Genomic DNA, 23,340 nt, shown 5'->3' with positions numbered 1-23,340 from the left:
TATGCGTCACAAATATATTATAGACAGCTGACATTGTATGTACACTTAAACGAATTAGACTCGTCAGGCCAACCGCCATTTATAAAAAGCAAAAAAACGGCACCCCTCAGGGTGCCGTTTCATTTTCAACTCAGACGATTACTCGCCGTCGTCGTGCTGCTCAGCCGAAGCCGAAGCAACTTGCTGGTCTTCCATCGCTTGCAGCTCGGCGGCCATATTGGCCTTCTCTTGCTGCAGCAGTGCCTGGCGCTCTTCCGCTTCCCACACTTCCTTCTCTTTGCGAGCGCGGTGGAATGCCAGACCCGTACCGCCCGGGATCAGGCGACCGACGATGACGTTCTCTTTCAGGCCGCGCAGACCGTCGCGCTTGCCCATGATCGCCGCTTCGGTCAGCACGCGGGTGGTTTCCTGGAACGATGCGGCCGAGATGAACGAATCGGTCGACAGCGATGCCTTGGTAATACCCAGCAGCACGTTTTCGTACGTTGCCGGCAGCTTGCCCACCGCGTTCATGCGGTCGTTCTGGTCCAGCAGCTCCGAACGCTCGACCTGCTCGCCGATGATGTAGTCGGTGTCGCCTGCTTCGACGATCTGAACACGACGCAGCATCTGGCGAACGATCACCTCGATGTGCTTGTCGTTGATCTTCACGCCTTGCAGACGGTACACGTCCTGCACTTCGTCGACGATGTAGCGGGCCAGCGATTCGATACCCAGGAGGCGCAGGATGTCTTGCGGATCGGCCGGGCCGTCGACAATCATCTCGCCCTTGTTCACGACTTGACCATCGTGGACCAGCACTTGCTTGTCCTTGGTGATCAGGAACTCGTGCTTGTTGCCGTCCATGTCGGTGATCTCAAGGCGTTGCTTGCCCTTGGTCTCTTTACCGAACGCGACAGTACCCGTGACTTCCGCCAGCATGCCGGCGTCTTTTGGCGAGCGTGCTTCGAACAGCTCGGCAACGCGTGGCAGACCACCAGTAATGTCTCGCGTTTTCTGCGATTCAGTCGGGATACGTGCCAGCACTTCACCGACGGACACTTGCTGACCGTCCTTGACCATGATCAGCGAGCCGACCTGGAAACCAATGGCCACGGCGTGTTCGGTGCCCGCGATCTTGACTTCCTGGTTCTCTTCGTTCAGCAGCTTGACCTGCGGACGCAGCACCTTGCCAGCCGAACCACGACGCTTCGGATCGATCGCGACCAGAGTCGACAGACCGGTCACATCGTCCACCTGGCGAGCGACGGTGACGCCCTCTTCCACGTTTTCGAAGCGGATGGTACCAGCGTACTCGGTGATGATCGGACGGGTCAGCGGATCCCACGTTGCCAGGGCGATACCAGCTTTGACAGCCTGGCCATCCTTGACGATCAGGGTCGCGCCGTACGGCACCTTGTGACGCTCGCGCTCACGGCCATGATCGTCGGTGATCAGCACTTCGCCCGAACGGGTAATGACGATTTGCGCGCCCTTGCCGTTGGTGACGTAACGCATGGTTGCCGTGAAGCGAACCGTACCGTTCGACTTGGCTTCGACCGACGACGCCACTGCTGCACGCGATGCCGCACCACCGATGTGGAACGTACGCATGGTCAGCTGGGTACCCGGCTCACCAATCGACTGTGCTGCCACGACGCCGACTGCTTCACCGCTGTTGACCAGCATGCCACGGCCCAGATCGCGACCATAGCACTTGGCGCACAGGCCGAAGCGCGTGTCACAGTTCAGTGGCGTGCGGACCTTCACTTCGTCGATGCCGACGCGTTCGATCTCTTCGACCATGTCTTCGTCCAGCAGCGTGCCGGCTTCGAACAGGGTTTCCTGGGTTTCAGGATTGACGACATCGGTACCGGTGACACGGCCGAGGATACGGTCGCGCAGGGCTTCGATGACTTCACCACCTTCGACCAGCGCCTTCATGTGCGTGCCGTTGTTGGTGCCGCAATCGTCCTCGATCACCACCAGATCCTGCGTCACGTCGACCAGACGACGGGTCAGGTAACCCGAGTTTGCGGTCTTCAGCGCGGTATCGGCCAGACCTTTACGAGCGCCGTGGGTCGAAATGAAGTACTGAAGCACGTTCAGGCCTTCGCGGAAGTTCGCGGTAATCGGCGTTTCGATAATCGAACCATCCGGTTTCGCCATCAGACCACGCATACCGGCCAGCTGACGAATCTGGGCTGCCGAACCACGGGCGCCCGAGTCGGCCATCATGTAAATCGCGTTGAACGATTCCTGGGTGCCTTCGGTGCCATCGCGCTTGGTGACCGGCTCGATCTTCAGCTGGTCCATCATCGCCTTGCCGACTTCATCGGAGGTCTTGCCCCAGATGTCGACGACCTTGTTGTAGCGCTCGCCGGCGGTGACCAGACCCGAGCTGTACTGCTGCTCGATCTGTTTCACTTCGGCTTCAGCGGCAGCGATCATGCCCTTCTTGACGTCCGGGATCATCATGTCGTCGACGGCGATCGAGATACCGGCGCGCGTTGCCAGGCGGAAGCCCGACTGCATCAGCTTGTCGGCAAACACGACGGTCGCACGCAGACCGCACTTGCGGAACGACGTGTTGATCAGCTTCGAGATTTCCTTCTTCTTCAGCGAACGATTCAGCACCGAGAATGGCAAGCCTTTTGGCAGGATCTCGGACAGGATCGCACGGCCGACCGTGGTCTCGTAGCGGGTCAGGGTCTGGTCGAAGCCACCTTCGGCGTTGCGTGGGAATTCCACGATACGCACGGTGATGCGGGTCGCCAGTTCGACTTCCTTATTGTCGTACGCGCGGATGACTTCCGACACGTCCGGGAACATCATGCCCTCACCCTTGGCGTTGATCGCCTCGCGCGATGCGTAGTACAGACCCAGCACGATATCCTGGGACGGCACGATCGACGGTTCGCCGTTCGATGGGAACAGGATGTTGTTCGACGCCAGCATCAGCGTACGTGCTTCCATCTGTGCTTCGATCGACAGCGGGACGTGGACAGCCATCTGGTCACCGTCGAAGTCGGCGTTGAACGCCGCGCAGACGAGTGGGTGCAGCTGGATGGCCTTGCCTTCGATCAGGACCGGCTCGAACGCCTGGATACCCAGACGGTGCAGCGTCGGCGCACGGTTCAGCATGATCGGGTGTTCCTTGATGACTTCTTCAAGGATGTCCCAAACAACTGGCTCTTGCACTTCGACGAGCTTCTTCGCAGCCTTGATAGTCGTAGCCAGACCCATCAGTTCGAGCTTGTTGAAAATGAATGGCTTGAACAGTTCCAGAGCCATCAGTTTCGGCAGGCCGCACTGGTGCAGTTTGAGCTGTGGACCGACCACGATGACCGAACGGCCCGAATAGTCGACGCGCTTGCCCAGCAAGTTCTGACGGAAACGACCGCCCTTACCCTTGATCATCTCGGCCAGCGACTTCAGCGGACGCTTGTTGGCGCCGGTCATCGCTTTGCCGCGACGGCCGTTGTCCAGCAGCGAGTCGACTGCTTCCTGCAGCATGCGCTTTTCGTTACGCGTAATGATCTCTGGTGCGCGCAGTTCCATCAGGCGCTTCAGGCGGTTATTACGGTTGATGACGCGGCGATACAGATCGTTCAGGTCGGACGTGGCGAAACGGCCACCGTCCAGAGGGACGAGCGGACGCAGTTCTGGCGGCAGGACCGGCAGAACTTCCATGATCATCCATTCAGGCTTGATGCCCGAACGCTGGAACGCTTCGAGCACTTTCAGGCGCTTGGCGTATTTCTTGATCTTGGCTTCGGACTTCGACTCTTTGAGTTCCACGCGCAGCGCGTCGGCATCGCGGTGGATGTCGATCGAGCGCAGCAGTTCACGGATACCTTCGGCGCCCATGAATGCGGTGAAGTCGTCGCCGTACTCTTCGTACTTGGCAGCGTAGTCGTCTTCCGACATGATCTGGCTCTTCTTGAGCGGGGTCATGCCTGGATCGGTGACGACGTATGCTTCGAAGTACAGCACGCGTTCGATGTCCCGCAGCGTCATGTCCAGGACCATGCCCAGACGCGATGGCAGCGACTTCAGGAACCAGATGTGCGCGACTGGCGATGCCAGCTCGATGTGGCCCATGCGCTCACGACGCACCTTGGCCAGCGTGACTTCAACGCCGCACTTCTCGCAGATCACGCCGCGGTGCTTCAGGCGCTTGTATTTGCCGCACAGGCATTCGTAGTCCTTGATAGGACCAAAGATCTTGGCGCAGAACAAGCCATCGCGCTCAGGCTTGAACGTGCGGTAGTTGATGGTTTCCGGCTTCTTGACTTCGCCGAACGACCACGAACGGATTTTTTCAGGCGACGCCAGGCCAATCTTGATGGCGTCGAAACTTTCGTTTTGCTGAACTTGCTTGAATAGATCGAGCAGTGCTTTCATGTATCACTCCAGGTGATTGAATTCTTTACTGACTTGCTTGCCGCCAGCTCCTCACTGATTTTCGCCAGTGCTTGCAAACCCCCGACCCTAGAAACCGTCATTCCCGCGCAGGCGGGAATCCAAGTGTGCCGGCTGATTCACCGGGCTTAGGCCCCGGACTGCTCCGGGGGCGACGACTTCGAAGGTCGAAGAGCCAGCCCGAAGGCTGGCGGCCTTGCTGCCTGCTTAGTTGCGCTCGAGATCGATATCGATACCCAGCGAACGGATTTCCTTCACCAGCACGTTGAACGACTCTGGCATGCCGGCTTCGATCACGTGGTCGCCTTTGACCAGGTTCTCGTAGACCTTCGTACGGCCGTTCACGTCATCCGACTTCACAGTCAGCATTTCTTGCAGCACGTACGATGCGCCGTACGCTTCCAGTGCCCACACCTCCATCTCACCGAAGCGCTGGCCGCCGAACTGGGCTTTACCGCCCAGTGGCTGCTGCGTCACGAGCGAGTACGGACCAGTCGAACGCGCGTGCATCTTGTCGTCAACCAGGTGATGCAGCTTCAGCATGTGCATGAAGCCAACGGTGACCTTGCGCTCGAATGCTTCGCCGGTGCGACCGTCGAACATCGTGACCTGGTTCTTCGACGGGGTCATGCCGAGGTTCGCAGCGATGTCGTCCGGGAACGCCAGATCAAGCATACGACGAATGTCTTCTTCGTGGGCGCCATCGAAGACCGGGGTCGCGAACGGCACGCCGTTCTTGAGGTTGCCCGCCAGGGTCAGGATCTCTTCATCGCTGAAGCTGTCCAGGTCTTCCTTGCGGCCGGTTTCGTTGTAGATCTTGTCCAGGAACACGCGCAGGTCTTGTGCCTTCGCTTGCGCCTGCAGCATTTCGCCGATGCGCCAGCCCAGGCCCTTGGCCGCCCAACCGAGGTGGGTTTCCAGGATCTGACCGACGTTCATGCGCGATGGCACGCCCAGCGGGTTCAGCACGACGTCAGCAGGACGACCGTCCGCCATGAACGGCATGTCTTCCACCGGCACGATACGCGAGACCACACCCTTGTTACCGTGACGGCCTGCCATCTTGTCGCCCGACTGCAGGCGGCGCTTGACGGCCAGGTAGACCTTGACCATCTTCTGCACGCCTGGCTGCAGCTCGTCGCCTTGCGTCAGCTTCTTGCGCTTCTCTTCGAAGGCCAGATCGAACTGGTGACGCTTCTCGTTGATCGATTCCTTGATCGCTTCGAGGGCGTTCGCGGTGTCGTCTTCTGCCGGACGGATGTCGAACCAGTGGAACTTGTCCAGGTCCGCCAGGTACTCGGCAGTGATCGCCGCGCCCTTGGCCATCTTCTTTGGACCCCCATTGACGATCTTGCCGATCAGCATGCGCTCCAGACGCTCGAAGGCATCGCCCTCGACAATACGCATCTGGTCGTTCAGGTCCAGGCGATAGCGCTTGAGTTCATCGTCGATGATCTGCTGGGCGCGCTTGTCACGCTGGATGCCTTCGCGGGTGAACACTTGGACGTCGATCACGGTGCCGACCATGCCCGAAGGCACGCGCAGCGAGGTGTCTTTCACGTCCGACGCTTTTTCGCCGAAGATCGCGCGCAACAGCTTTTCTTCTGGTGTCAGCTGGGTCTCGCCTTTTGGCGTGACCTTACCGACCAGCACGTCGCCAGCCTGCACTTCGGCGCCGATGTAGACGATGCCCGATTCATCCAGGCGCGCCAGCTGGTTTTCTGCCAGGTTCGAGATGTCGCGGGTGATTTCTTCCGCGCCCAGCTTGGTGTCACGTGCCACGACCGACAGCTCTTCGATGTGAATCGAGGTGTAGCGGTCATCCTTGACGACGTTTTCCGAGATCAGGATCGAATCTTCGAAGTTCAGACCGTTCCACGGCATGAACGCCACCAGCATGTTCTGACCCAGGGCCAGTTCGCCCAGGTCGGTCGATGCGCCGTCGGCGATCACGTCGCCACGGGCGACACGGTCACCAACCTGCACGATCGGACGCTGGTTGATGTTGGTGTTCTGGTTCGAACGGGTGTACTTGATCAGGTTGTAGATGTCGACGCCGACTTCACCAGCCTGTGCTTCATCGTCGTTCACGCGAATGACGACGCGGCCCGCATCGATGTAGTCGACCATACCGCCACGCAGTGCCTGCACGGTGGTACCCGAGTCGACTGCCACGGTGCGTTCGATACCGGTACCGACAACGGCCTTCTCAGGACGCAGGCAAGGCACGGCCTGACGCTGCATGTTGGCGCCCATCAGTGCACGGTTCGCATCATCGTGTTCCAGGAACGGAATCAGCGAGGCAGCGACCGACACGATCTGGCCTGGTGCAACGTCCATGTACTGGACGCGCTCTGGCGAGACCAGGATCGTTTCGCCGGCTTCACGCGACGAGACCAGCTCGTCGATCAGTTGGCCGTTTTCATTGATCGCGGCGTTTGCCTGCGCAATGATGTAACGACCTTCTTCGATGGCCGACAGGTAATCGATCTGATCGGTGACCTTCGAACCATCGACCTTGCGGTACGGGGTTTCCAGGAAGCCGTATTCATTCAGGCGGGCGTACAGTGCCAGCGAGTTGATCAGACCGATGTTCGGGCCTTCAGGCGTTTCGATCGGGCACACGCGGCCATAGTGGGTCGGGTGCACGTCGCGCACCTCGAAGCCAGCACGTTCGCGGGTCAGACCGCCAGGGCCCAGAGCCGAGACGCGACGCTTGTGCGTCACTTCCGACAGCGGGTTGGTCTGGTCCATGAACTGGGACAGCTGCGACGAACCGAAGAACTCACGGATCGCGGCCGAAATCGGCTTGCTGTTGATCAGGTCATGCGGCATCAGGTTGTCCGCTTCGGCCTGGCCGAGACGTTCCTTGACTGCACGTTCCACGCGGACCAGGCCAGCACGGAACTGGTTCTCGGCCAGCTCGCCGACGCAACGGACGCGACGGTTACCCAGGTGATCGATGTCATCGACTTCGCCGCGGCCATTGCGCAGCTCGACGAGGATCTTGATCACGGCCAGGATGTCTTCGTTCGACATGGTCATGTCGCCGGTCAGTTCATCACGGCCGATACGGCGGTTGAACTTCATGCGGCCGACAGCCGACAGGTCGTAGCGTTCCGGCATGTAGAACAGGCCGTTGAACAGCGCTTCGACCGATTCTTCGGTTGGCGGTTCGCCAGGACGCATCATGCGGTAGATCGCCACGCGCGCCGCGGTGCGGTCAGCGGTGTCGTCGGTGCGCAGGGTTTGCGAGATGTAGCCGCCCTGGTCCAGATCGTTGGTGTACAGCGTCTGGATTTCGGTCACGTCTGCGTCGCGCAGCTTGCCCAGCAGTTCTTCGGTCAGCTCGTCGTTGGCAACGGCGATGACTTCACCGGTGTCCTGGTCGACGATGTTCTTGGCCAGCACGCGGCCCAGCAGGTAGTCTTCAGGGACCGAAATGGTCTTGATGCCGGCAGCTTCGATGTCACGGACGTGCTTCGCGTTGATACGCTTGTCCTTGGTGACGATGGTCTTGCCCGACTTCGGATCGACGATGTCGAAACGCGCGACTTCGCCGCGCAGACGCTCGGGGACGAACTCGAGTTCGCCGCCGTCGTTGCGCACGACGAAGTTGTCGAAGACGAAGAAATTCGCCAGGATCTGTTCCGGCGTCATGCCGATGGCCTTGAGCAGGATCGTCACTGGCATCTTGCGGCGACGGTCGACGCGGAAGAACAGGATGTCTTTCGGGTCGAACTCGAAGTCGAGCCACGAGCCGCGGTAAGGAATGATCCGTGCCGAGAACAGGAGCTTGCCCGACGAGTGCGTCTTGCCGCGGTCGTGCTCGAAGAACACGCCCGGCGAACGGTGCAGCTGGGACACGATCACGCGCTCGGTGCCGTTGATCACGAACGAACCGTTCGTGGTCATCAGTGGCAGCTCGCCCATGTAGACTTCTTGTTCCTTCATTTCCTTGACGACCGGCTTGGTCGGCGATTCCTTGTCCAGGATCACCAGACGCACCTTGGCGCGCAGCGGCGACGCGAAGGTCAGGCCACGCTGCTGGCACTCTTTCACGTCAAACGCAGGGTCACCCAGCACATACGACAGGAATTCGAGGCGCGCAAAACCATTGTGCGACACGATAGGGAAGATCGAAGAAAAAGCCGACTGCAGACCCTCGGCCTTGCGTCCCGATGGGACAGCATCAGCCTGGAGGAAGTTCTCGTAGGATTCCAGCTGGGTAGCCAGCAGGTAGGGAACGTTGTGAACGTTGGCGCGTTTCGCGAACGACTTGCGAATACGCTTCTTCTCAGTAAATGAGTAGTGCATGGACACTCCGTGAGTGACAGAAAGGATGAAGAATTCAGGATTTGCCAGTGGCACGCGCCACCACCACACACAATTCCTGAAGTCTTTACTCTTTCGCGCCAGATGAAAAGGACAAGCAAACTGCTGTGTTACGATATTTCTGAGCCGGTGTTGCCGCCTCTATTCTGTCATTCCTTGGCGACGTCTGTCGCAGGGACGACAAAAGAGCCAAAGCCGCAATTCCCGCCTTCCGGCAAGTTTTGCAAGCTTTGACTCCCGCATCAGGTGCTGCGAACAGCACCCTTTGCCTATGTATTACTTCAGTTCAGCCTTGGCGCCCGCATCTTCCAGCTTCTTCTTGGCGGCTTCAGCTTCTGCTTTTGGCAGGGCTTCTTTGACCGTCTTAGGAGCGCCGTCGACGACGTCTTTGGCTTCTTTCAGGCCCAGACCGGTGATTTCACGGACTGCCTTGATGACGCCGACTTTGTTCGCGCCGATTTCGGTCAGAACAACGTTGAACTCGGTCTGCTCTTCAGCAGCAGCGGCGCCAGCGCCACCACCGGCTGCAGGAGCTGCCATTGCAGCTGCCGACACGCCGAACTTCTCTTCGAATGCCTTGACCAGTTCGTTCAGGTCCATGACGGACATTTCGCTCACTGCGTTCAGGATATCGTCTTTGCTAATTGCCATTTGAAACTCCAGTTTTGATTTGTATGTAGTTCAGGTTGGTACTTGAAAAAAAAGGGAAGCTTACGCTTCTGCAGGAGCTTCTTCTGCGGCCGGAGCTGCTTCGGAAGAACCTTCGCCTTTTTTCGCTGCCAGGGCAGCCAGACCACGTGCAAAGCCCGACACCGGAGCCAACATGACGCCCAACAGCTGCGAGATGAGAACTTCACGGGATGGGATGCTTGCCAACGAGGTAACGCCAGCTACGTCGAGCTGCTTACCTGCGTAGTTACCGGCTTTGATGACCAGCTTGTCGTTGGTTTTAGCGAAGTCATTGATGACTTTAGCTGCTGCAACGGCATCGTCCGAGATCGAATAGATCAGCGGACCGGTCATGGAATCAGCCAGCGAGGCAAACTGCGTGCCCTCGACAGAGCGACGAGCCAGCGTGTTCTTCAGAACACGCAGGTACACGCCCTGGGCACGTGCGGATGCACGGAGCTTGGTCAAGTGACTAACCTGGATGCCACGGTACTCGGCGACGACGATGGTTTGCGCAGATGCTACTTTTGCGGAAACTTCTTCGACGACGGCCTTTTTGTCATTCAGATTAAGACCCACGGTCAATCTCCTTAAATGATGAGAACGAGATGTTCACATCGGTTCGAACACACGGCGTCCGAAGTTAAGAAGCCTTAAACTGAGCGGATGAATTCACGCAGCTGGACTACAAAACTTGTTCGGGTACACCATCTGCGTTGGGTTGTCTTTTAACCGCATGCCCAACCTCTGCACTTGGCCCAACGGTCTTTGATTGTCTGCCGCAGCGATCAGTTACTGCGACAGCCCAAAGAATCGCCCCGCAATAAATTACAGGGACTTTAAATTAGGTCCCCGCCTGCGCGGGGATGACGTTCTTAAGCAGCAGCGATCGAAGCGTGATCGATGCGCACGCCAGCACCCATCGTCGACGACAGGGCGACCTTGCGCAGGTACACACCTTTCGACGTGGTTGGCTTGGCTTTGTTCAGGGCGTCGATCAGGGCAACCAGGTTGCTCTTCAGATCTTCGTCGGTGAACGATGCACGGCCGATCGTTGCGTGAACGATACCTGCCTTGTCGGTACGGTACTGGACCTGACCGGCTTTGGCGTTCTTGACGGCGGTTGCGACGTCTGGGGTCACGGTGCCGACTTTCGGGTTAGGCATCAGGCCACGTGGGCCCAGGATCTGACCCAGGGTACCGACGATACGCATGGTGTCTGGCGACGCGATGACGATATCGAAAGGCATGTCGCCGGCTTTGACGCGCTCGGCCAGGTCTTCCATACCGACGATGTCGGCGCCGGCTGCACGTGCAGCTTCAGCCTTCTCGCCCGTTGCGAACACAGCAACGCGCACAGTCTTGCCGGTGCCTGCTGGCAGCACGACCGAACCGCGAACCACTTGGTCCGACTTCTTCGGGTCCACGCCCAGTTGCACCGAGACGTCGATCGACTCGTTGAACTTGGCAGTGGCGAATTCTTTGACCAGCGACAGACCGTTGTCGAAGGCGTAGACTTTATTGCGGTCTACTTTAGCTTTGATAGCTTTGACGCGTTTGGACAGCTTAGCCATTACAGACCCTCCACCGTGATGCCCATCGAACGTGCCGAGCCAGCGATGATACGCACTGCTGCGTCCATGTCGGCGGCGGTCAGGTCCGGCTGCTTGATTTTTGCGATTTCTTCAGCTTGAGCGCGGGTCAGCGATGCAACCTTGTCGGTATGCGGCTTGGCCGAACCCTTGGTGATGCCAGCGGCTTTCTTGATCAGGTACGTTGCTGGTGCAGTCTTCATCACGAAGGTGAACGACTTGTCAGCGAACGCGGTGATCACGACCGGGATTGGCATGCCTGGCTCAACACCCTGGGTCTGGGCGTTGAACGCCTTGCAGAATTCCATGATGTTCAGACCGCGCTGACCCAGTGCTGGACCGATCGGTGGGGATGGGTTTGCTTTACCAGCTGGAACTTGCAGCTTGATAAAGCCAATGATTTTCTTTGCCATGAAAGGCTCCTATCTTTGACTTGAGTAGTAGCGCCCCACCGCGACTACTCGTCTCCGGCGGGGCTCCTCTTACCGGATTCCGCCTGACAACTGCGACGCTCCGATGGTAGCGTTTAGACTTTCTCGACTTGCCCGAACTCCAGTTCCACCGGAGTCGCGCGGCCGAAGATGGTAACAGAAACTCGCACCTTCGACTTTTCGTAATTGACTTCTTCGACGTTGCCGTTGAAATCGGTGAACGGGCCTTCTTTGATTCGAACCTGTTCGCCCACTTCGTACAGCGTCTTTGGCCGAGGCTTCTCGACACCTTCCTGGACCTGCTGCATGATCTTGTCGATCTCGCGCGCCGGGATTGGGGTCGGCTTGTTCGACTTGCCGCCGATGAAACCGGTGACTTTGCTGGTGTTCTTCACCAGGTGCCAGGTTTCGTCGGTCATTTCCATCTCGACCAGCACGTAACCCGGGAAGAAGCGGCGCTCGGTAACGGCCTTGGTGCCGTTGCGCATCTCGACAACTTCCTCGGTTGGCACCAGGATCTGGCCAAACTGTTCTTGCATGCCGCCGCGTTCGATCCGCTCGGTCAGGGCGCGCATCACGCTCTTTTCCATACCCGAGTAGACGTGAACGACGTACCAGCGCTTGTTGCTGACCGGGACGCTCACGGGTGCAGCTGCTTCTGGCGCCACTTCCTGCTCTGGAACGCCTTCTTCCGAAGCACCGGCTGCCGGAGCGCCGGTCGCCGGAATTTCTTCCGGCGCGGTATCTTCTTGTACGTTTTCGCTCATGTTTATTTCCAACCCAGGACAAAGTCGTACAACAGGAGCTCGAGAATCTTGTCGGTGCCCCACAGGAAAATCGCCATCACAACCACAAAGGCAAACACGATGCCGGTGATCTGCAAGGCTTCGCGGCGGGTCGGCCAAACGACCTTCTTGGTCTCGCGCACCGATTCCTTGGCAAAGCTCAGGAAATCACGGCCGGTGGTGGAAGTCCACAAAAGCAGGACAGCAAAAACTAAACCAGCCAAAAGGGCGCCTGCGGCGACCAAGGCTGGTTTGTTCTGGCCTGTCAGGTAAAAGAACCCGACGACGCCTGCAATCGCTGCAACCACCGCCAGCGCGACCTTGAACTTGTCATTCGAGGTGCTGACAGTTTGCACGGATTGATTAGACATTCTTCTTTACTTTCGGTGCCTGGCACCAGAATTCGGTGGCAGGGGCGGAGGGAATCGAACCCGCGACCTTCGGTTTTGGAGACCGACGCTCTGCCAATTGAGCTACACCCCTACGAAAACTTCCAGCTGAATCCAACATTATACAGCAAGCGCGCGCTCACTGACAATGCTGTTCGAGGGAAACGGAAATGACTTCCGCTTCCCTCTGCTCTGCTTAGTTAGGCAGAATCTTTGCGACCACGCCGGCGCCGACAGTACGGCCGCCTTCACGGATTGCGAAACGCAGACCTTCTTCCATCGCGATCGGGTTGATCAGCTTGACGGTGATCGACACGTTGTCGCCTGGCATGACCATTTCTTTGTCTGCTGGCAGCTCGATCGAACCAGTCACGTCAGTCGTACGGAAGTAGAACTGTGGACGATAGTTGTTGAAGAACGGGGTGTGACGACCGCCTTCATCTTTCGACAGAACGTAGATCTCGCCGGTGAAGTGGTTGTGCGGCTTGATCGAACCTGGCTTTGCCAGGACCTGACCACGCTGGACATCTTCACGCTTGGTACCGCGCAGCAGCAGGCCGACGTTGTCGCCAGCTTGACCCTGGTCCAGCAGCTTGCGGAACATTTCCACGCCGGTGCAGGTGGTTTTGACGGTGTCGATGATGCCGACGATTTCGATTTCTTCGCCGACTTTGACAACGCCGCGCTCGACACGACCGGTCACAACGGTACCGCGACCCGAGATCGAGAACACGTCTTCCACTGGCATCAGGAACGCGCCATCAACAGCGCGCTCTGGCGTTGGGATGTAGGTGTCCAGTGCTTCGGCCAGACGGGTGATGCATTCTTCACCCATTTCGCCCGGCTTGCCTTCGAGGGCCATACGTGCCGAACCCTTGATGATTGGGACGTCGTCGCCTGGGAACTCGTACTTCGACAGAAGCTCACGAACTTCCATTTCGACCAGTTCCAGCAGTTCTGCGTCGTCGACCAGGTCGCACTTGTTCAGGAACACGATGATGTATGGAACGCCAACTTGACGGGCCAGCAGGATGTGCTCGCGGGTCTGTGGCATTGGGCCGTCAGCGGCCGAGCACACCAGGATCGCGCCGTCCATCTGCGCAGCACCGGTAATCATGTTCTTGATGTAGTCGGCGTGGCCTGGGCAGTCAACGTGAGCGTAGTGACGGTTTTCGGTCTCGTACTCGACGTGCGCGGTGTTGATGGTGATGCCGCGTGCTTTTTCTTCTGGTGCCGCGTCGATCTGGTCGTAGGCCTTGGCTTCGCCGCCGAATTTCTTCGACAGGACGGTCGCAATTGCAGCCGTCAGCGTGGTTTTGCCGTGGTCAACGTGACCGATGGTGCCGACGTTTACGTGCGGCTTGGTCCGTTCGAATTTACCTTTTGCCATTTCAGACTCCTAAGATCTAACGATATTTTTGAGAATTACCAGGCACACCTGACGGACGAGTGCAACGCGACTGCCGTACAAAATTCTGGTGCCCTTGACGTGGATTGAACACGTGGCCTCTCCCTTACCAAGGGAGTGCTCTACCACTGAGCTACAAGGGCTGATTTGGTGCGATGTTCAACTTGCACACCGCAAAACACTGGAGCGGGTGAAGGGAATCGAACCCTCGTCGTAAGCTTGGAAGGCTTCTGCTCTACCATTGAGCTACACCCGCGAGGTACAACTTCAATTCGACTTCACGATCTTCTTTTGGTGGTGGGGGCTGGATTCGAACCAGCGTACTCAGAGAGGGCAGATTTACAGTCTGCTGCCTTTAACCACTCGGCCACCCCACCGCGAAGAACCGCAGAGTATGAAGCAAGCTCAACGTACTGTCAATCAGGTTTGGGTAGAAGGTTTTTCCACTTCGCCTGACAGCGTTGCTTCGGGGCGTGATTGTAACGGTCCGACTCTAAAGCCGCAAGGGTCATTTTGCGCGGCGTGAAAAAAACTTGGTTTGTTCATCAAGCCGGCGCCAGTGCGGCCAGCACTTGGGCCTTGAGCGCCTTGATCAGCGCCGTCTCGTCCGGCGGCACGCCCTCGGGCGCCGTGAAGATGCGGTCGGCGTAGAACAGCCCCAGCTGCGCCTTGCCCACCACCAGCGGCAGCACGATGAAACTCTCGGCGTCGGGTAGCAGCGTCTTGTACCAGGCCGGCAGCAGATCGCGGATCTTCGGGCTGAAGGCGTCCGGGATCATCATGTCGGCATTGTTTTCCAGCGCCAGGTGGAACAGGTCACGCGTGAATGCGCATGGGAACGTGAAGCCGGCCTGCAGTTCGGCCTTGTTCTCCCCCAGCGAGGCGCGCGCCCGGAAGGTGCCGGTCCGGCCGTCGCGCAGGCAGATGGTGGCGAAGCGAAAGCCCAGCGCGCCGTACAGCGTTTCGAGCACCGCCATGATGACGTCATTGGCGCTCGTGGCAGATCCCCCCAGCACCGAGACATCCTGCACACCGGCCAGCAGCAGGTCGCGTGCGTTCTTCGGCTTGCCACTGGGGTAGTACTCGCCTTCATCGGCTTCACCCGCGTCCAGCATCGCCAGCGCCAGCACATTTGGCAGGCTGCTGCCGGCCTTCGGGTCGGTCTTGGGGGCGCGCTCCATGTTCATGCTCTGCAGCATGCCGTTCATGCTTTGCTGGACGGTGTCGAACAGCGCTGCCAGCCCGGGCATGTCGAGCCCGAGCGCCACGCCGTAGCGCGCCAGCAGCGCCGCGGCCTCGGGCGCATTGGCCGGATCGTGGTGATGGCCCATCAGGCGCGCCACGTCCTGGCTGAACGCAGCCACCTGGCGCATCCATTCGGCGCGCTCTGGCGCGACTGCGAGCGTGCCAGGCGGGGGCGAGGCCTGGGCTTCGATGATCAGCTCGGGCAATTGCCACTCGCGCAGCACGGCCTCGGACAGGATTTCGAAGGTGCAGCCCAGGATCAGGCGCGAGGCTTGCGCGTGGTTGTGCTTGCCGGTGGCGACCAGGGCCGCGATCTCGCGGTAGCGCTCCGGCTCGTGGCTGGCCAGCAGCATCGGTCCAAGGTTCTTGAACAGCGCGCAGATCCCCGCTTCCTCGGCGCCCGGATGGGGGCTGCGGTGCGCCATTTCCTGGCCCACCAGGCTGGCGCACAGCGCCGCCTGGAGTTCGACCCGCACGCCGTGCTCGGCCACATCGAGCGCGTCGACCAGCAGCATCGCCAGCGCGGCGCCGCGCACATTGTCAAAGCCGAGCAGCGAAATGGCGCGCGAAATCGTCGTCACGGGCGCGCCCAGCTGCGTGCGGTACGCCACCGTGTTCGACAGACGCAGGATGCGCTGGGTCAGCGCGACGTCGGCCATCACGTAATACGCGAGGTCGGCCGAGCCTTCGTCGACGCTGTAGCCCATGCCAATCACGCGCGTCATCGTGCCGCCGAGACTGAACATGCGCTCGGTGCCGCTCAGCTTGCGCATCAGCGCATCGCGCACCCGGCCGGACGTGGGGTGACTCTGGGCGCCGTGAGGAAGGTCGGCCATCGTCAGCCCGCTTTGGGCGGCGGCATGCGCAACCCCTGGCGCACGCCCTGATCGTGCTGCTTGAGCACTTGCTGGAACAGCGCCGCCAGCGCCGGCAGCTTGGGATTGAGCGGGTCGAGCTTGCGTACATTGGCGATCAGGGTAGGAACCTGGCCACCGAGCCGCTCGTCCCAGCCGCCTGCTTCCAGGCAGCGCAGCACCGCCAGCGTGGCATTGAACGCCACCGACGGATTGTTGGGCAGCTTGTGCGCTGCTTCGAGCATCAGCGTGACCGCGCCCCGGTAATCGCCGCTCTTGGCACGCGCGGCGCCGCTGGCGACCAGGTCGACCACGTGCTGGCGGCTTTCCTTGACCATCGAGCGGGCCAGCTCGCCCTTGCCTGCGTTGTCCATGACGCCCACGGCGCGCGCCATCACGGACTCGTCGCCGGCATTGCGCATCACATCGCGCACGACCGAGCAGGCGCCCTCTTGCATGTCATGGTCGAGGCAGGTGCGGGCGAGCTCGAGCTTGATGTCGACCGACACGCCCGGCGCATCCTGGCAGGCCGCCACCGCTGTGGTCAATGCTTCGCCCAGGCGCACGTCGTTGCCGGTGTACTCGTGCACCAGGGCCGAGGCCACCGCGCTGCACAGCGCCGTCGTGGCGCGCCCGCCCATCGTGCGGTCGAGATCGCGCACCACCGCCGCCGCGCCCACCGGATCACCCTTGCCCACCAGCGTGCGCACCAGCTTGACGTGGTCTTCGGGATCGCGAAACTCGGAATACTTGGCCTTGCTCACCACCTGGCGCAGCGACTTTTCGGCGGTGTCGATGTCGCCCGCATCGAAGGCGATGTCGGCCAGCGTGCGCAGGCGCCGCACCGCGTGGGGCGAGACGGCCACGGCGTCGGCAAGCACGGCCTGCGCTTTGTCGAGCTCGCCAGCCGCGGCATGGGTGCGCGCCAGCCAGTCGAAGGCGTCGACGAAATTGCGGTTGGTGTCGACCAGCTCTTCGAGAATGTCCTTGGCCTCGGCCAGGCGCTTGCGCACGAACAGCGTCTTGGCCAGCCCCAGCCGGGCCCAGGCAATCGCCTTGATCTCGACCAGGTGCCGATAGATGGGTTCGGCCAGCTCGGCCTGCCCCAGAAACATGTGCAACTCGGCGCGCAGGCGCAAAAAGTCGATGGCGTAGCGCGTGTGCAGGCGCTGGCCCTCGATGCAGGCGGCGACAGCCTGCATCTGGTCGCCTGCCTCCATCAGCGTGTACACGGGCAGGAAGGCATTGCGCTTGTCGAGCGCGCGCCCGATCCGCTCGAGCAGGCGGTCGGCGGTGAACGGCTTGAGGACGTAGTCGGTCGGCGCCAGCTCGGCCGCGCTGACCACCTTGCTGTGGTTGCCTTCTGCGGTGACCATGAAGAACATCGTGGCCAGGCGCATCAGCTTGTGGTGGCGCAGGTCTTCCAGCAACTGCTGGCCATCCTGGCCACCTTCGAGGTCGTATTCGCAGAGGATGAGGTCAAACTGGCGCAGGCCCAGGTGCTTGATTGCCTGGTTGGACGTGCTGGCGTGCTCGATCCGGGTCAGGCCGCACAGCGTGAGCATGCTGTGGATACTGGCGCGCATTCCTGCGTGGGGCTCGATGATCAGGGCCGTCAGGCCTTCCAGTTCGTTCATTGTGGTCCGTATTGGCCTGCGTTGGGCGTGGGGCGGCTGCATGGGCGCGCAGTATCGACCCAGTATATTACGGCGCAGAACGAATTAAATGAAATTGGCATGATGCGCCGTTTCAGGACCAGCTACGGCGCATAAAAACGACAGCCGGAGAGCGCCTATTGAACGGGCTGGCGGCTGTCGCACTCGCCCTTGCCGGCGCCGACGACGACGTTCTGATAATGTACCTCGTACTTGCCGGCCGTCAGCTTGTCGAGCGTGAACGTCGCACGCGGCTGCACGAAGGCGTGGCGCACGTTCGCGCGGCGTTCCAAATCGTACAGCTTGACGAACACCGGCGATGCGTTCGCGCTATTGTCGATCGTCACCTGCATCCCGGCGCCCTCGTTACCCACCGGGTAGCCCGGCAAATAAGCCGACTCGGCCGGCCACGGCTCGCCGCCTGGCGCCGTCAGGGTTTGCAGGTCGGTGCTGCAATCGGGCACGCGGTCGGGCACCACCAGCTGGGCGATGCCGAGCGTGCGAATCGCAGGCGTACCGCGGCCAGCCCAGGTATCCGGCGCGGGCTCGGCGGCTGCAGTTGCAGGTGCAGTTGCCGGCGTCGCTGTGGCCGGCGGTGTGCTGGCCAGCACGCTCACGGGCTTTTGCACACCGCTCCAGGCCAGCGCGTCGGGCATCATGCCCGGTTGCTGGAAGAGCAGGACGGCAGTGGCGGCGCCGGCCACGAAGCAGGTAACCAGGCCCAGCCACCAGCGCGGATCGCGCATCAGGCGCGCGCGGCGCGGCTTGTGGGCTGATGAGGCGTCACCCGTGTCACCGCCCTTGCGCAGCTGGCCGTCCTTGGCGTTCGAGCTTTCCAGCCACTCGACTTCCCATTCTTCGGACGCGATCCACTCGTCGTGCTCCTTGCGGCGCACCGGATCGGCCAGGACGTTGTAGGCGGAATTGACGACCGCCATGATGCGGGCGGCCTTTTCGTCGCCCGGATTCTTGTCGGGATGGTATTTCTGGCTCAGCGCCTTGTACGAAGCACGAATGACTTCCTGGGGCGCGTGACGCGACACCTTCAGGTTGTCATAGTGTGTGTGAATCTTGGCCATGGTGTGTCAAATCTGCCCGCTGATGCCTGCCATTGATGCTACGTCCTCGGCCGAGGCGGATGGCCGGACCCTGGCGCTGGAATGTAGTACAGCTTAGACGCAATTGTGTCCGTTGTGCAAGATATCACAATTATCACAGGCGATGACTGCGGTCAGCCTGGACGAGTGCATCGGGCAATGTTACAGCCTGCCCGACCACCAGCACCTTGAATAATTCGCCCATTTCCGCTGGTGAGACGAGCTTTTGCACGGCGCGCGACTGCGGCAGGAAGCGCAGCGCATCTTCAGGGTTGTTTTCAAGCAACAAATCACCGATCCCGGCACCGATCAGGAATGCCGCCTGGCTCATGTAGGCCAGCACCGGCAGGCCGGCATCCTGGGCCGCCAGCGCCATCGCCGTGAAATCGACGTGGGCGGTGATGTCCTGCAGGCCCGGCAGATAGAACGGATCGGGATGCGCGTGGTGGCGGTAGTGGCACATCAGGGTGCCGCCGATGCGCTGGTCGAGGTAATACTCATGGGCCGGGAAACCGTAGTCGAACAGGATCGCCGCGCCACGCCCGCCCGCGAACATCGTCGCCAGCGAGCCCATGAAGCCGGTGCCGACCGGGTGCAGCTCGGTGACATAGCCTTCAATCATCTGTTCGTGCTCAGGCACCTGGCGCACCAGTTGCTCCTGCAGGGCCGCATCGAGCGGCGACTGGACAAAGGCAAATGCGCCGTCCTCGATCGTGACCATCTGGCGGCGCCAGCCATCCCGGGTGCGGATCACCAGCTCGACCGGCATCGCATCGAGCACTTCATTGGCCAGCACCACGCCGCTGAAATGCGCGGGCATGGCGTCCTGCCAGCGTACTTGCGGCAGATCGGCCAGGTTGGCCTGCTGGCGCGCGCGCAGCTCGCCGGACAATTCGATGATCGTGTATGAGTTGACGGCGACGCCCTGGCGCGCCAACGCAGCCAGCACGTCGCGCGCCAGGCGGCCGGTGCCAGCGCCGAACTCGATGATGTCGGGCGCGCTTTGGGCGATAATAGCGGCTGCCACGCGCGCCACGGTTGCCCCGAACAGCGGCGTCATCTCGGGCGCGGTGATGAAATCGCCCTCGGCGCCGAGCTTGGCGGCGCCGCCGCTGTAATACCCGAGGCGCGGCGCGTACAGCGCCAGTTCCATGAACCGCGAAAACGCGATCTGCCCACCGGATTGTTCGATCTCGTCAGCGATGCGCTGTTGCAGGGCGTGGGACGCGGCCAGGGCGTCGTGGTCGGGGGTGGGCAGGGACATGCCGGCATTGTAGCCAGATTCGCTTTTATCAACAATTTACTGCCTGATGTTCAGGCCTGATCACCCATGATGACCGACACAGTTCCAACCGCCCTGCCCCGGGTTGCGCTGGTGACCGGCGCCGGGCGCCGCCTCGGACGCGCCATTGCGCTGGGCCTGGCCAGGGCCGGCTGGGATCTCGCACTGCACTACCGCCATTCCGAACAGGATGCGATCGCCACACGCGACGCCATCCTGGCCCTGGGCGGGCGCGCCGTGCTGCTGCAGTGCGACCTGGCCGACGATGCGGCCGTGCGCCTGCTGGCGAGCCGCGCCATCGACGCGCTTGGCGCGTTGACGTGCATCGTGAACAACGCATCGTTGTTCGAATACGACAACGCTACCGACTTTTCGCCGGCGCTATTGAACGCGCATATGGCCGCGAATGTCACAGCGCCAGTGCTGCTGGCGCAGGCGCTGCATGCGGCCACGCCGCAGGGTGAGCAAGCTGTCGTGATCAACCTGCTCGACCAGAAACTGTACAATCTCAACCCGGATTTTCTGTCGTACACCTTGTCCAAGGCAGCGCTGCATGCGGCCACCACGATGCTGGCGCAAGCGCTGGCGCCGACCGTGCGCGTGGTGGGCGTGGCGCCCGGCATCACGCTGGTCTCGGGCGAGCAGAGCGAGGAAGGTTTCACGCAGGCGCACCGCGCCACGCCGCTGGGGCGCTCCTCGACGCCGCAGGACATTGCCGACGCGGTCGTCTACGCAGCGGGCGCCCGCGCGTTGACGGGCACGACCCTGCTGGTCGATGGCGGCCAGCACCTGACGCCATCGACGCGCGACGTCATGTTCCTGACCGAACCGCGCAGCGACGACCCCAACAACCGCAGCACCGAATCATCTATCCAAAAGGCTTAACCATGTTGTCCGCCCTGTCCCACCCGAGCTTGCGCAATTGCCGCCGGCTGTTCCTGCGCAATTACGAAGTGATGATCAATATCGGCGTGCACGATTTCGAAAAGAAGGGCGAGCAACGTGTGCTGATCAATGTTGAGCTGTACATTCCGCTCGAGATGTCGACGCCCAAGGCCGACCAATTGGCTGAAGTCGTCGACTACGACTTCATGCGCGAGACGGTGGCCCAGCGCATTTCCAAGGGCCATATCCACCTGCAAGAAACCCTGTGCGACGACATGGTCGAGGCCATGCTCGCCCATCCGCGCGTGCGCGCGGCGGGCGTGTCGACGATGAAACCTGATGTGTATGCCGATTGCGAAGGCGTCGGTGTCGAAGTATTCCGTATCAAGGACGAAGCATGAACGAAACCGTTATCGAGCGCCTGACCGAGGCGGACTTCCCGCTGGGCGAGGCCGCCCCCGTGATCGACGCCAAGAAGCAGGAAAAGATCGCCCACGAAAACCACAAGCTGCACAAGCGCCTGTGCCGCCAGGTCGGCCAGGCCATCGGCGACTTCAACATGATCGAAGACGGCGACAAGGTGATGGTGTGCCTGTCGGGCGGCAAGGACAGCTACGCACTGCTGGACATCCTCCTGACGCTGCGCGAGCGTGCGCCGATCCACTTCGACATCGTCGCAGTCAACCTCGACCAGAAGCAGCCGAACTTCCCGGCCGATATCCTGCCGGCCTACCTGGACAAGCTCGGCGTGGATTACCACATCGAAAACCAGGACACCTACAGCATCGTCAAGCGCCTGATCCCGGAAGGCAAGACCACCTGCTCGCTGTGTTCAAGGCTGCGGCGCGGCATCCTGTACCGCGTCGCCGATGAGCTGGGCTGCAACAAGATCGCGCTGGGCCACCACCGCGACGATATCCTCGAAACCTTCTTCCTCAACATGTTCTTCGGCGGGAAGCTGAAGGGGATGCCGGCCAAGCTGGTGTCGGACGATGGCAAGCACATGGTGATCCGCCCGATGGCATATGTGAAAGAGGCTGATACCGAGCGCTATGCTGAGGTAAAAGGCTTCCCGATCATCCCGTGCGACCTGTGCGGCTCGCAGGAAAACCTGCAGCGCAAACAGATCAAGAACATGCTGCGCGAGTGGGAGAAAAAACATCCGGGGCGCGTGGAAAGCATTTTCTCGTCGCTGTCGACCGTGGTGCCATCGCATCTGATGGACCGTAACCTGTTTGGCTTCGCGGATCTGAAGACGGATGGTGTGGCCAATCCGCTGGGGGATATCGCGTTCGATGAAGAGCCGTGTTCGACGCCGGTGGCGGGGACGATTTCGTTGACGCAGCTGTGATTGTCAAAGCCGGGGTCAGGTCTGACATTCGGACACGACCTCAGCATCAAAGCCGGGGTCAGGTCTGACATTCGGACACGACCTCAGCCTTAAAGCATGCCGCTTCGCTTTCTCGAAAACAGCCACCGCGCGGCTGACTGTTTTGGTCGATACGCCAAAGGCGATGGCGATCTGCGGCATGGTATAGGCAGTCGATCGGTAGGCGCGCGCCATCGCCTCATCCCTGGCAGGATACCTGGCCTGGTAGTCAACCAGGGGAAGCGCTACTGCGCGCCGCGTCGCCCGTTTGGTTTCCATGAGCGCTTCAGATCGCTGCATGTGCTGGTGCTCCGATACAAAAACCTCATCTCCCAGCAGGATTTGGTGGCGGGTAGCGTCCAGCGGGTTTGCTTGCCCGACACCCGCCAGTACAAACGCCTGATATGCCTCAATGGCACTGGCGCGAGTGTCGCCGAACCGCTCCAGGAGCTCATCGCGTGCCAGCCATTCTGGCGGCGTTTCATCGCCGACAAAATAACGATAACTACTCCATCGCCATTGATCCAGCGCTTCGACGACATGTGCACGGAGTGGATTCAACACGATGTACCGGGACACTTCCAGAAGATAACTTTCCTTCTGCACCAGGATTGCTTTGTAGCGCCCTTGAAACAAGTGCCCGACGAGTTGATGCCGTCGATTGACATGCTGCGAATACACCCCGTTGAGTTGACGTATGCACTGCGGAAGATTTGCTTCGGCCGTTTCGATCAGCAGATGGTAGTGATTGGTCATCTGGCAAAAGCTGTGGATGACGCAGTGGTGGCGTTCACACACCTTCGCAAGAACCTCCAACCAAATCCGGCGATCGGCTTCATCGCGATAGATCGTGTTACGCCGGTTACCGCGTGACGTCACATGGTACAGCGCGCCGGGAAAGTCGAGTCTGAGTGGTCGTGTCATCCGGCCACGCTACCGG

General features: G+C 60.6%; 17 protein-coding genes and 4 tRNA genes. 3 read left to right on the top strand and 18 right to left on the bottom strand.

The window, feature by feature from the left end:
- Positions 1 to 138: 138 nt before the first annotated feature.
- From rpoC to NX775_RS17180, 17 genes are all read right to left on the bottom strand, one after another.
- On the bottom strand, positions 139 to 4,386 hold the full coding sequence (gene rpoC / locus NX775_RS17260; protein ID WP_183554430.1) for a DNA-directed RNA polymerase subunit beta': 4,248 nt from the start codon (positions 4,384 to 4,386) through the stop codon (positions 139 to 141).
- 225 nt (positions 4,387 to 4,611) lie between these two features.
- Positions 4,612 to 8,721, bottom strand: coding sequence for a DNA-directed RNA polymerase subunit beta (gene rpoB / locus NX775_RS17255; protein WP_183554432.1), 4,110 nt, complete (start codon positions 8,719 to 8,721; stop codon positions 4,612 to 4,614).
- Between the two features lie 294 nt (positions 8,722 to 9,015).
- Positions 9,016 to 9,390 carry a 50S ribosomal protein L7/L12 gene (rplL, locus tag NX775_RS17250; protein ID WP_183554434.1) on the bottom strand — a complete coding sequence of 125 codons (375 nt, stop codon included), beginning with the start codon at positions 9,388 to 9,390 and terminating at the stop codon, positions 9,016 to 9,018.
- 60 nt (positions 9,391 to 9,450) lie between these two features.
- Positions 9,451 to 9,987: a 50S ribosomal protein L10 gene (gene rplJ, locus NX775_RS17245; RefSeq protein ID WP_183554436.1), complete on the bottom strand. Its 537-nt coding sequence runs from the start codon at positions 9,985 to 9,987 to the stop codon at positions 9,451 to 9,453.
- 296 nt (positions 9,988 to 10,283) lie between these two features.
- Positions 10,284 to 10,982 (bottom strand): 50S ribosomal protein L1, encoded by a 699-nt coding sequence (rplA, locus tag NX775_RS17240; RefSeq protein ID WP_183554438.1) that lies wholly within the window; start codon positions 10,980 to 10,982, stop codon positions 10,284 to 10,286.
- Positions 10,982 to 11,413 (bottom strand): 50S ribosomal protein L11, encoded by a 432-nt coding sequence (gene rplK / locus NX775_RS17235; RefSeq protein WP_258837103.1) that lies wholly within the window; start codon positions 11,411 to 11,413, stop codon positions 10,982 to 10,984. The genes rplA and rplK overlap by 1 nt, the downstream gene beginning before the upstream one ends.
- A 113-nt stretch (positions 11,414 to 11,526) precedes the next feature.
- Positions 11,527 to 12,198, bottom strand: coding sequence for a transcription termination/antitermination protein NusG (gene nusG / locus NX775_RS17230; RefSeq protein WP_258837102.1), 672 nt, complete (start codon positions 12,196 to 12,198; stop codon positions 11,527 to 11,529).
- Between the two features lie 2 nt (positions 12,199 to 12,200).
- Complete coding sequence (gene secE, locus NX775_RS17225; protein ID WP_183554440.1) at positions 12,201 to 12,587, bottom strand: preprotein translocase subunit SecE; 387 nt, start codon at positions 12,585 to 12,587, stop codon at positions 12,201 to 12,203.
- 36 nt (positions 12,588 to 12,623) lie between these two features.
- Positions 12,624 to 12,699: transfer RNA gene (locus NX775_RS17220), tRNA-Trp, on the bottom strand.
- Positions 12,700 to 12,801: 102 nt separating this feature from the next.
- Positions 12,802 to 13,995 (bottom strand): elongation factor Tu, encoded by a 1,194-nt coding sequence (tuf, locus tag NX775_RS17215; protein WP_183554297.1) that lies wholly within the window; start codon positions 13,993 to 13,995, stop codon positions 12,802 to 12,804.
- 86 nt (positions 13,996 to 14,081) lie between these two features.
- A tRNA-Thr gene (locus tag NX775_RS17210) sits at positions 14,082 to 14,156 on the bottom strand.
- A gap of 39 nt (positions 14,157 to 14,195) precedes the next feature.
- Positions 14,196 to 14,269, bottom strand: a tRNA-Gly gene (locus NX775_RS17205).
- Positions 14,270 to 14,305: 36 nt separating this feature from the next.
- A tRNA-Tyr gene (locus tag NX775_RS17200) sits at positions 14,306 to 14,390 on the bottom strand.
- A 168-nt stretch (positions 14,391 to 14,558) separates the two neighbouring features.
- Positions 14,559 to 16,094 carry an HDOD domain-containing protein gene (locus NX775_RS17195; protein ID WP_258837101.1) on the bottom strand — a complete coding sequence of 512 codons (1,536 nt, stop codon included), beginning with the start codon at positions 16,092 to 16,094 and terminating at the stop codon, positions 14,559 to 14,561.
- A 2-nt stretch (positions 16,095 to 16,096) separates the two neighbouring features.
- Positions 16,097 to 17,749, bottom strand: a complete 1,653-nt coding sequence (locus tag NX775_RS17190) for a tetratricopeptide repeat-containing response regulator (RefSeq protein WP_258837100.1) — start codon at positions 17,747 to 17,749, stop codon at positions 16,097 to 16,099.
- Between the two features lie 155 nt (positions 17,750 to 17,904).
- A complete protein-coding gene (locus tag NX775_RS17185; RefSeq protein WP_258837099.1) occupies positions 17,905 to 18,846 on the bottom strand; it encodes a J domain-containing protein in 942 nt (313 codons plus the stop codon).
- Between the two features lie 133 nt (positions 18,847 to 18,979).
- The gene (locus NX775_RS17180; RefSeq protein ID WP_258837098.1) at positions 18,980 to 20,128 is read right to left on the bottom strand and encodes a class I SAM-dependent methyltransferase; all 1,149 of its coding nucleotides are present in this window, start codon (positions 20,126 to 20,128) and stop codon (positions 18,980 to 18,982) included.
- Positions 20,129 to 20,194: 66 nt separating this feature from the next.
- Here NX775_RS17180 and NX775_RS17175 point away from each other — a divergent pair, with 66 nt between their 5' ends.
- From NX775_RS17175 to ttcA, 3 genes are read left to right on the top strand one after another with little or no spacing between them, the layout of a single operon-like run.
- Complete coding sequence (locus NX775_RS17175) at positions 20,195 to 21,031, top strand: SDR family oxidoreductase (RefSeq protein ID WP_258837097.1); 837 nt, start codon at positions 20,195 to 20,197, stop codon at positions 21,029 to 21,031.
- A gap of 2 nt (positions 21,032 to 21,033) precedes the next feature.
- Complete coding sequence (locus tag NX775_RS17170; RefSeq protein WP_258837096.1) at positions 21,034 to 21,432, top strand: dihydroneopterin aldolase; 399 nt, start codon at positions 21,034 to 21,036, stop codon at positions 21,430 to 21,432.
- Positions 21,429 to 22,382, top strand: coding sequence for a tRNA 2-thiocytidine(32) synthetase TtcA (ttcA, locus tag NX775_RS17165; RefSeq protein ID WP_258837095.1), 954 nt, complete (start codon positions 21,429 to 21,431; stop codon positions 22,380 to 22,382). The genes NX775_RS17170 and ttcA overlap by 4 nt, the downstream gene beginning before the upstream one ends.
- A gap of 15 nt (positions 22,383 to 22,397) precedes the next feature.
- Here ttcA and NX775_RS17160 read toward each other — a convergent pair whose 3' ends face one another.
- Positions 22,398 to 23,324 (bottom strand): transposase, encoded by a 927-nt coding sequence (locus NX775_RS17160; RefSeq protein ID WP_258837094.1) that lies wholly within the window; start codon positions 23,322 to 23,324, stop codon positions 22,398 to 22,400.
- Between the last annotated feature and the right edge of the window lie 16 nt (positions 23,325 to 23,340).

The sequence above is a fragment of the Massilia aurea genome (genome assembly GCF_024753205.1).
Lineage (GTDB): Bacteria > Pseudomonadota > Gammaproteobacteria > Burkholderiales > Burkholderiaceae_D > Telluria > Telluria aurea.
The sequence above is the reverse complement of the archived record's forward strand: the minus strand, read 5'-3'. Positions and strand labels throughout refer to the sequence as shown.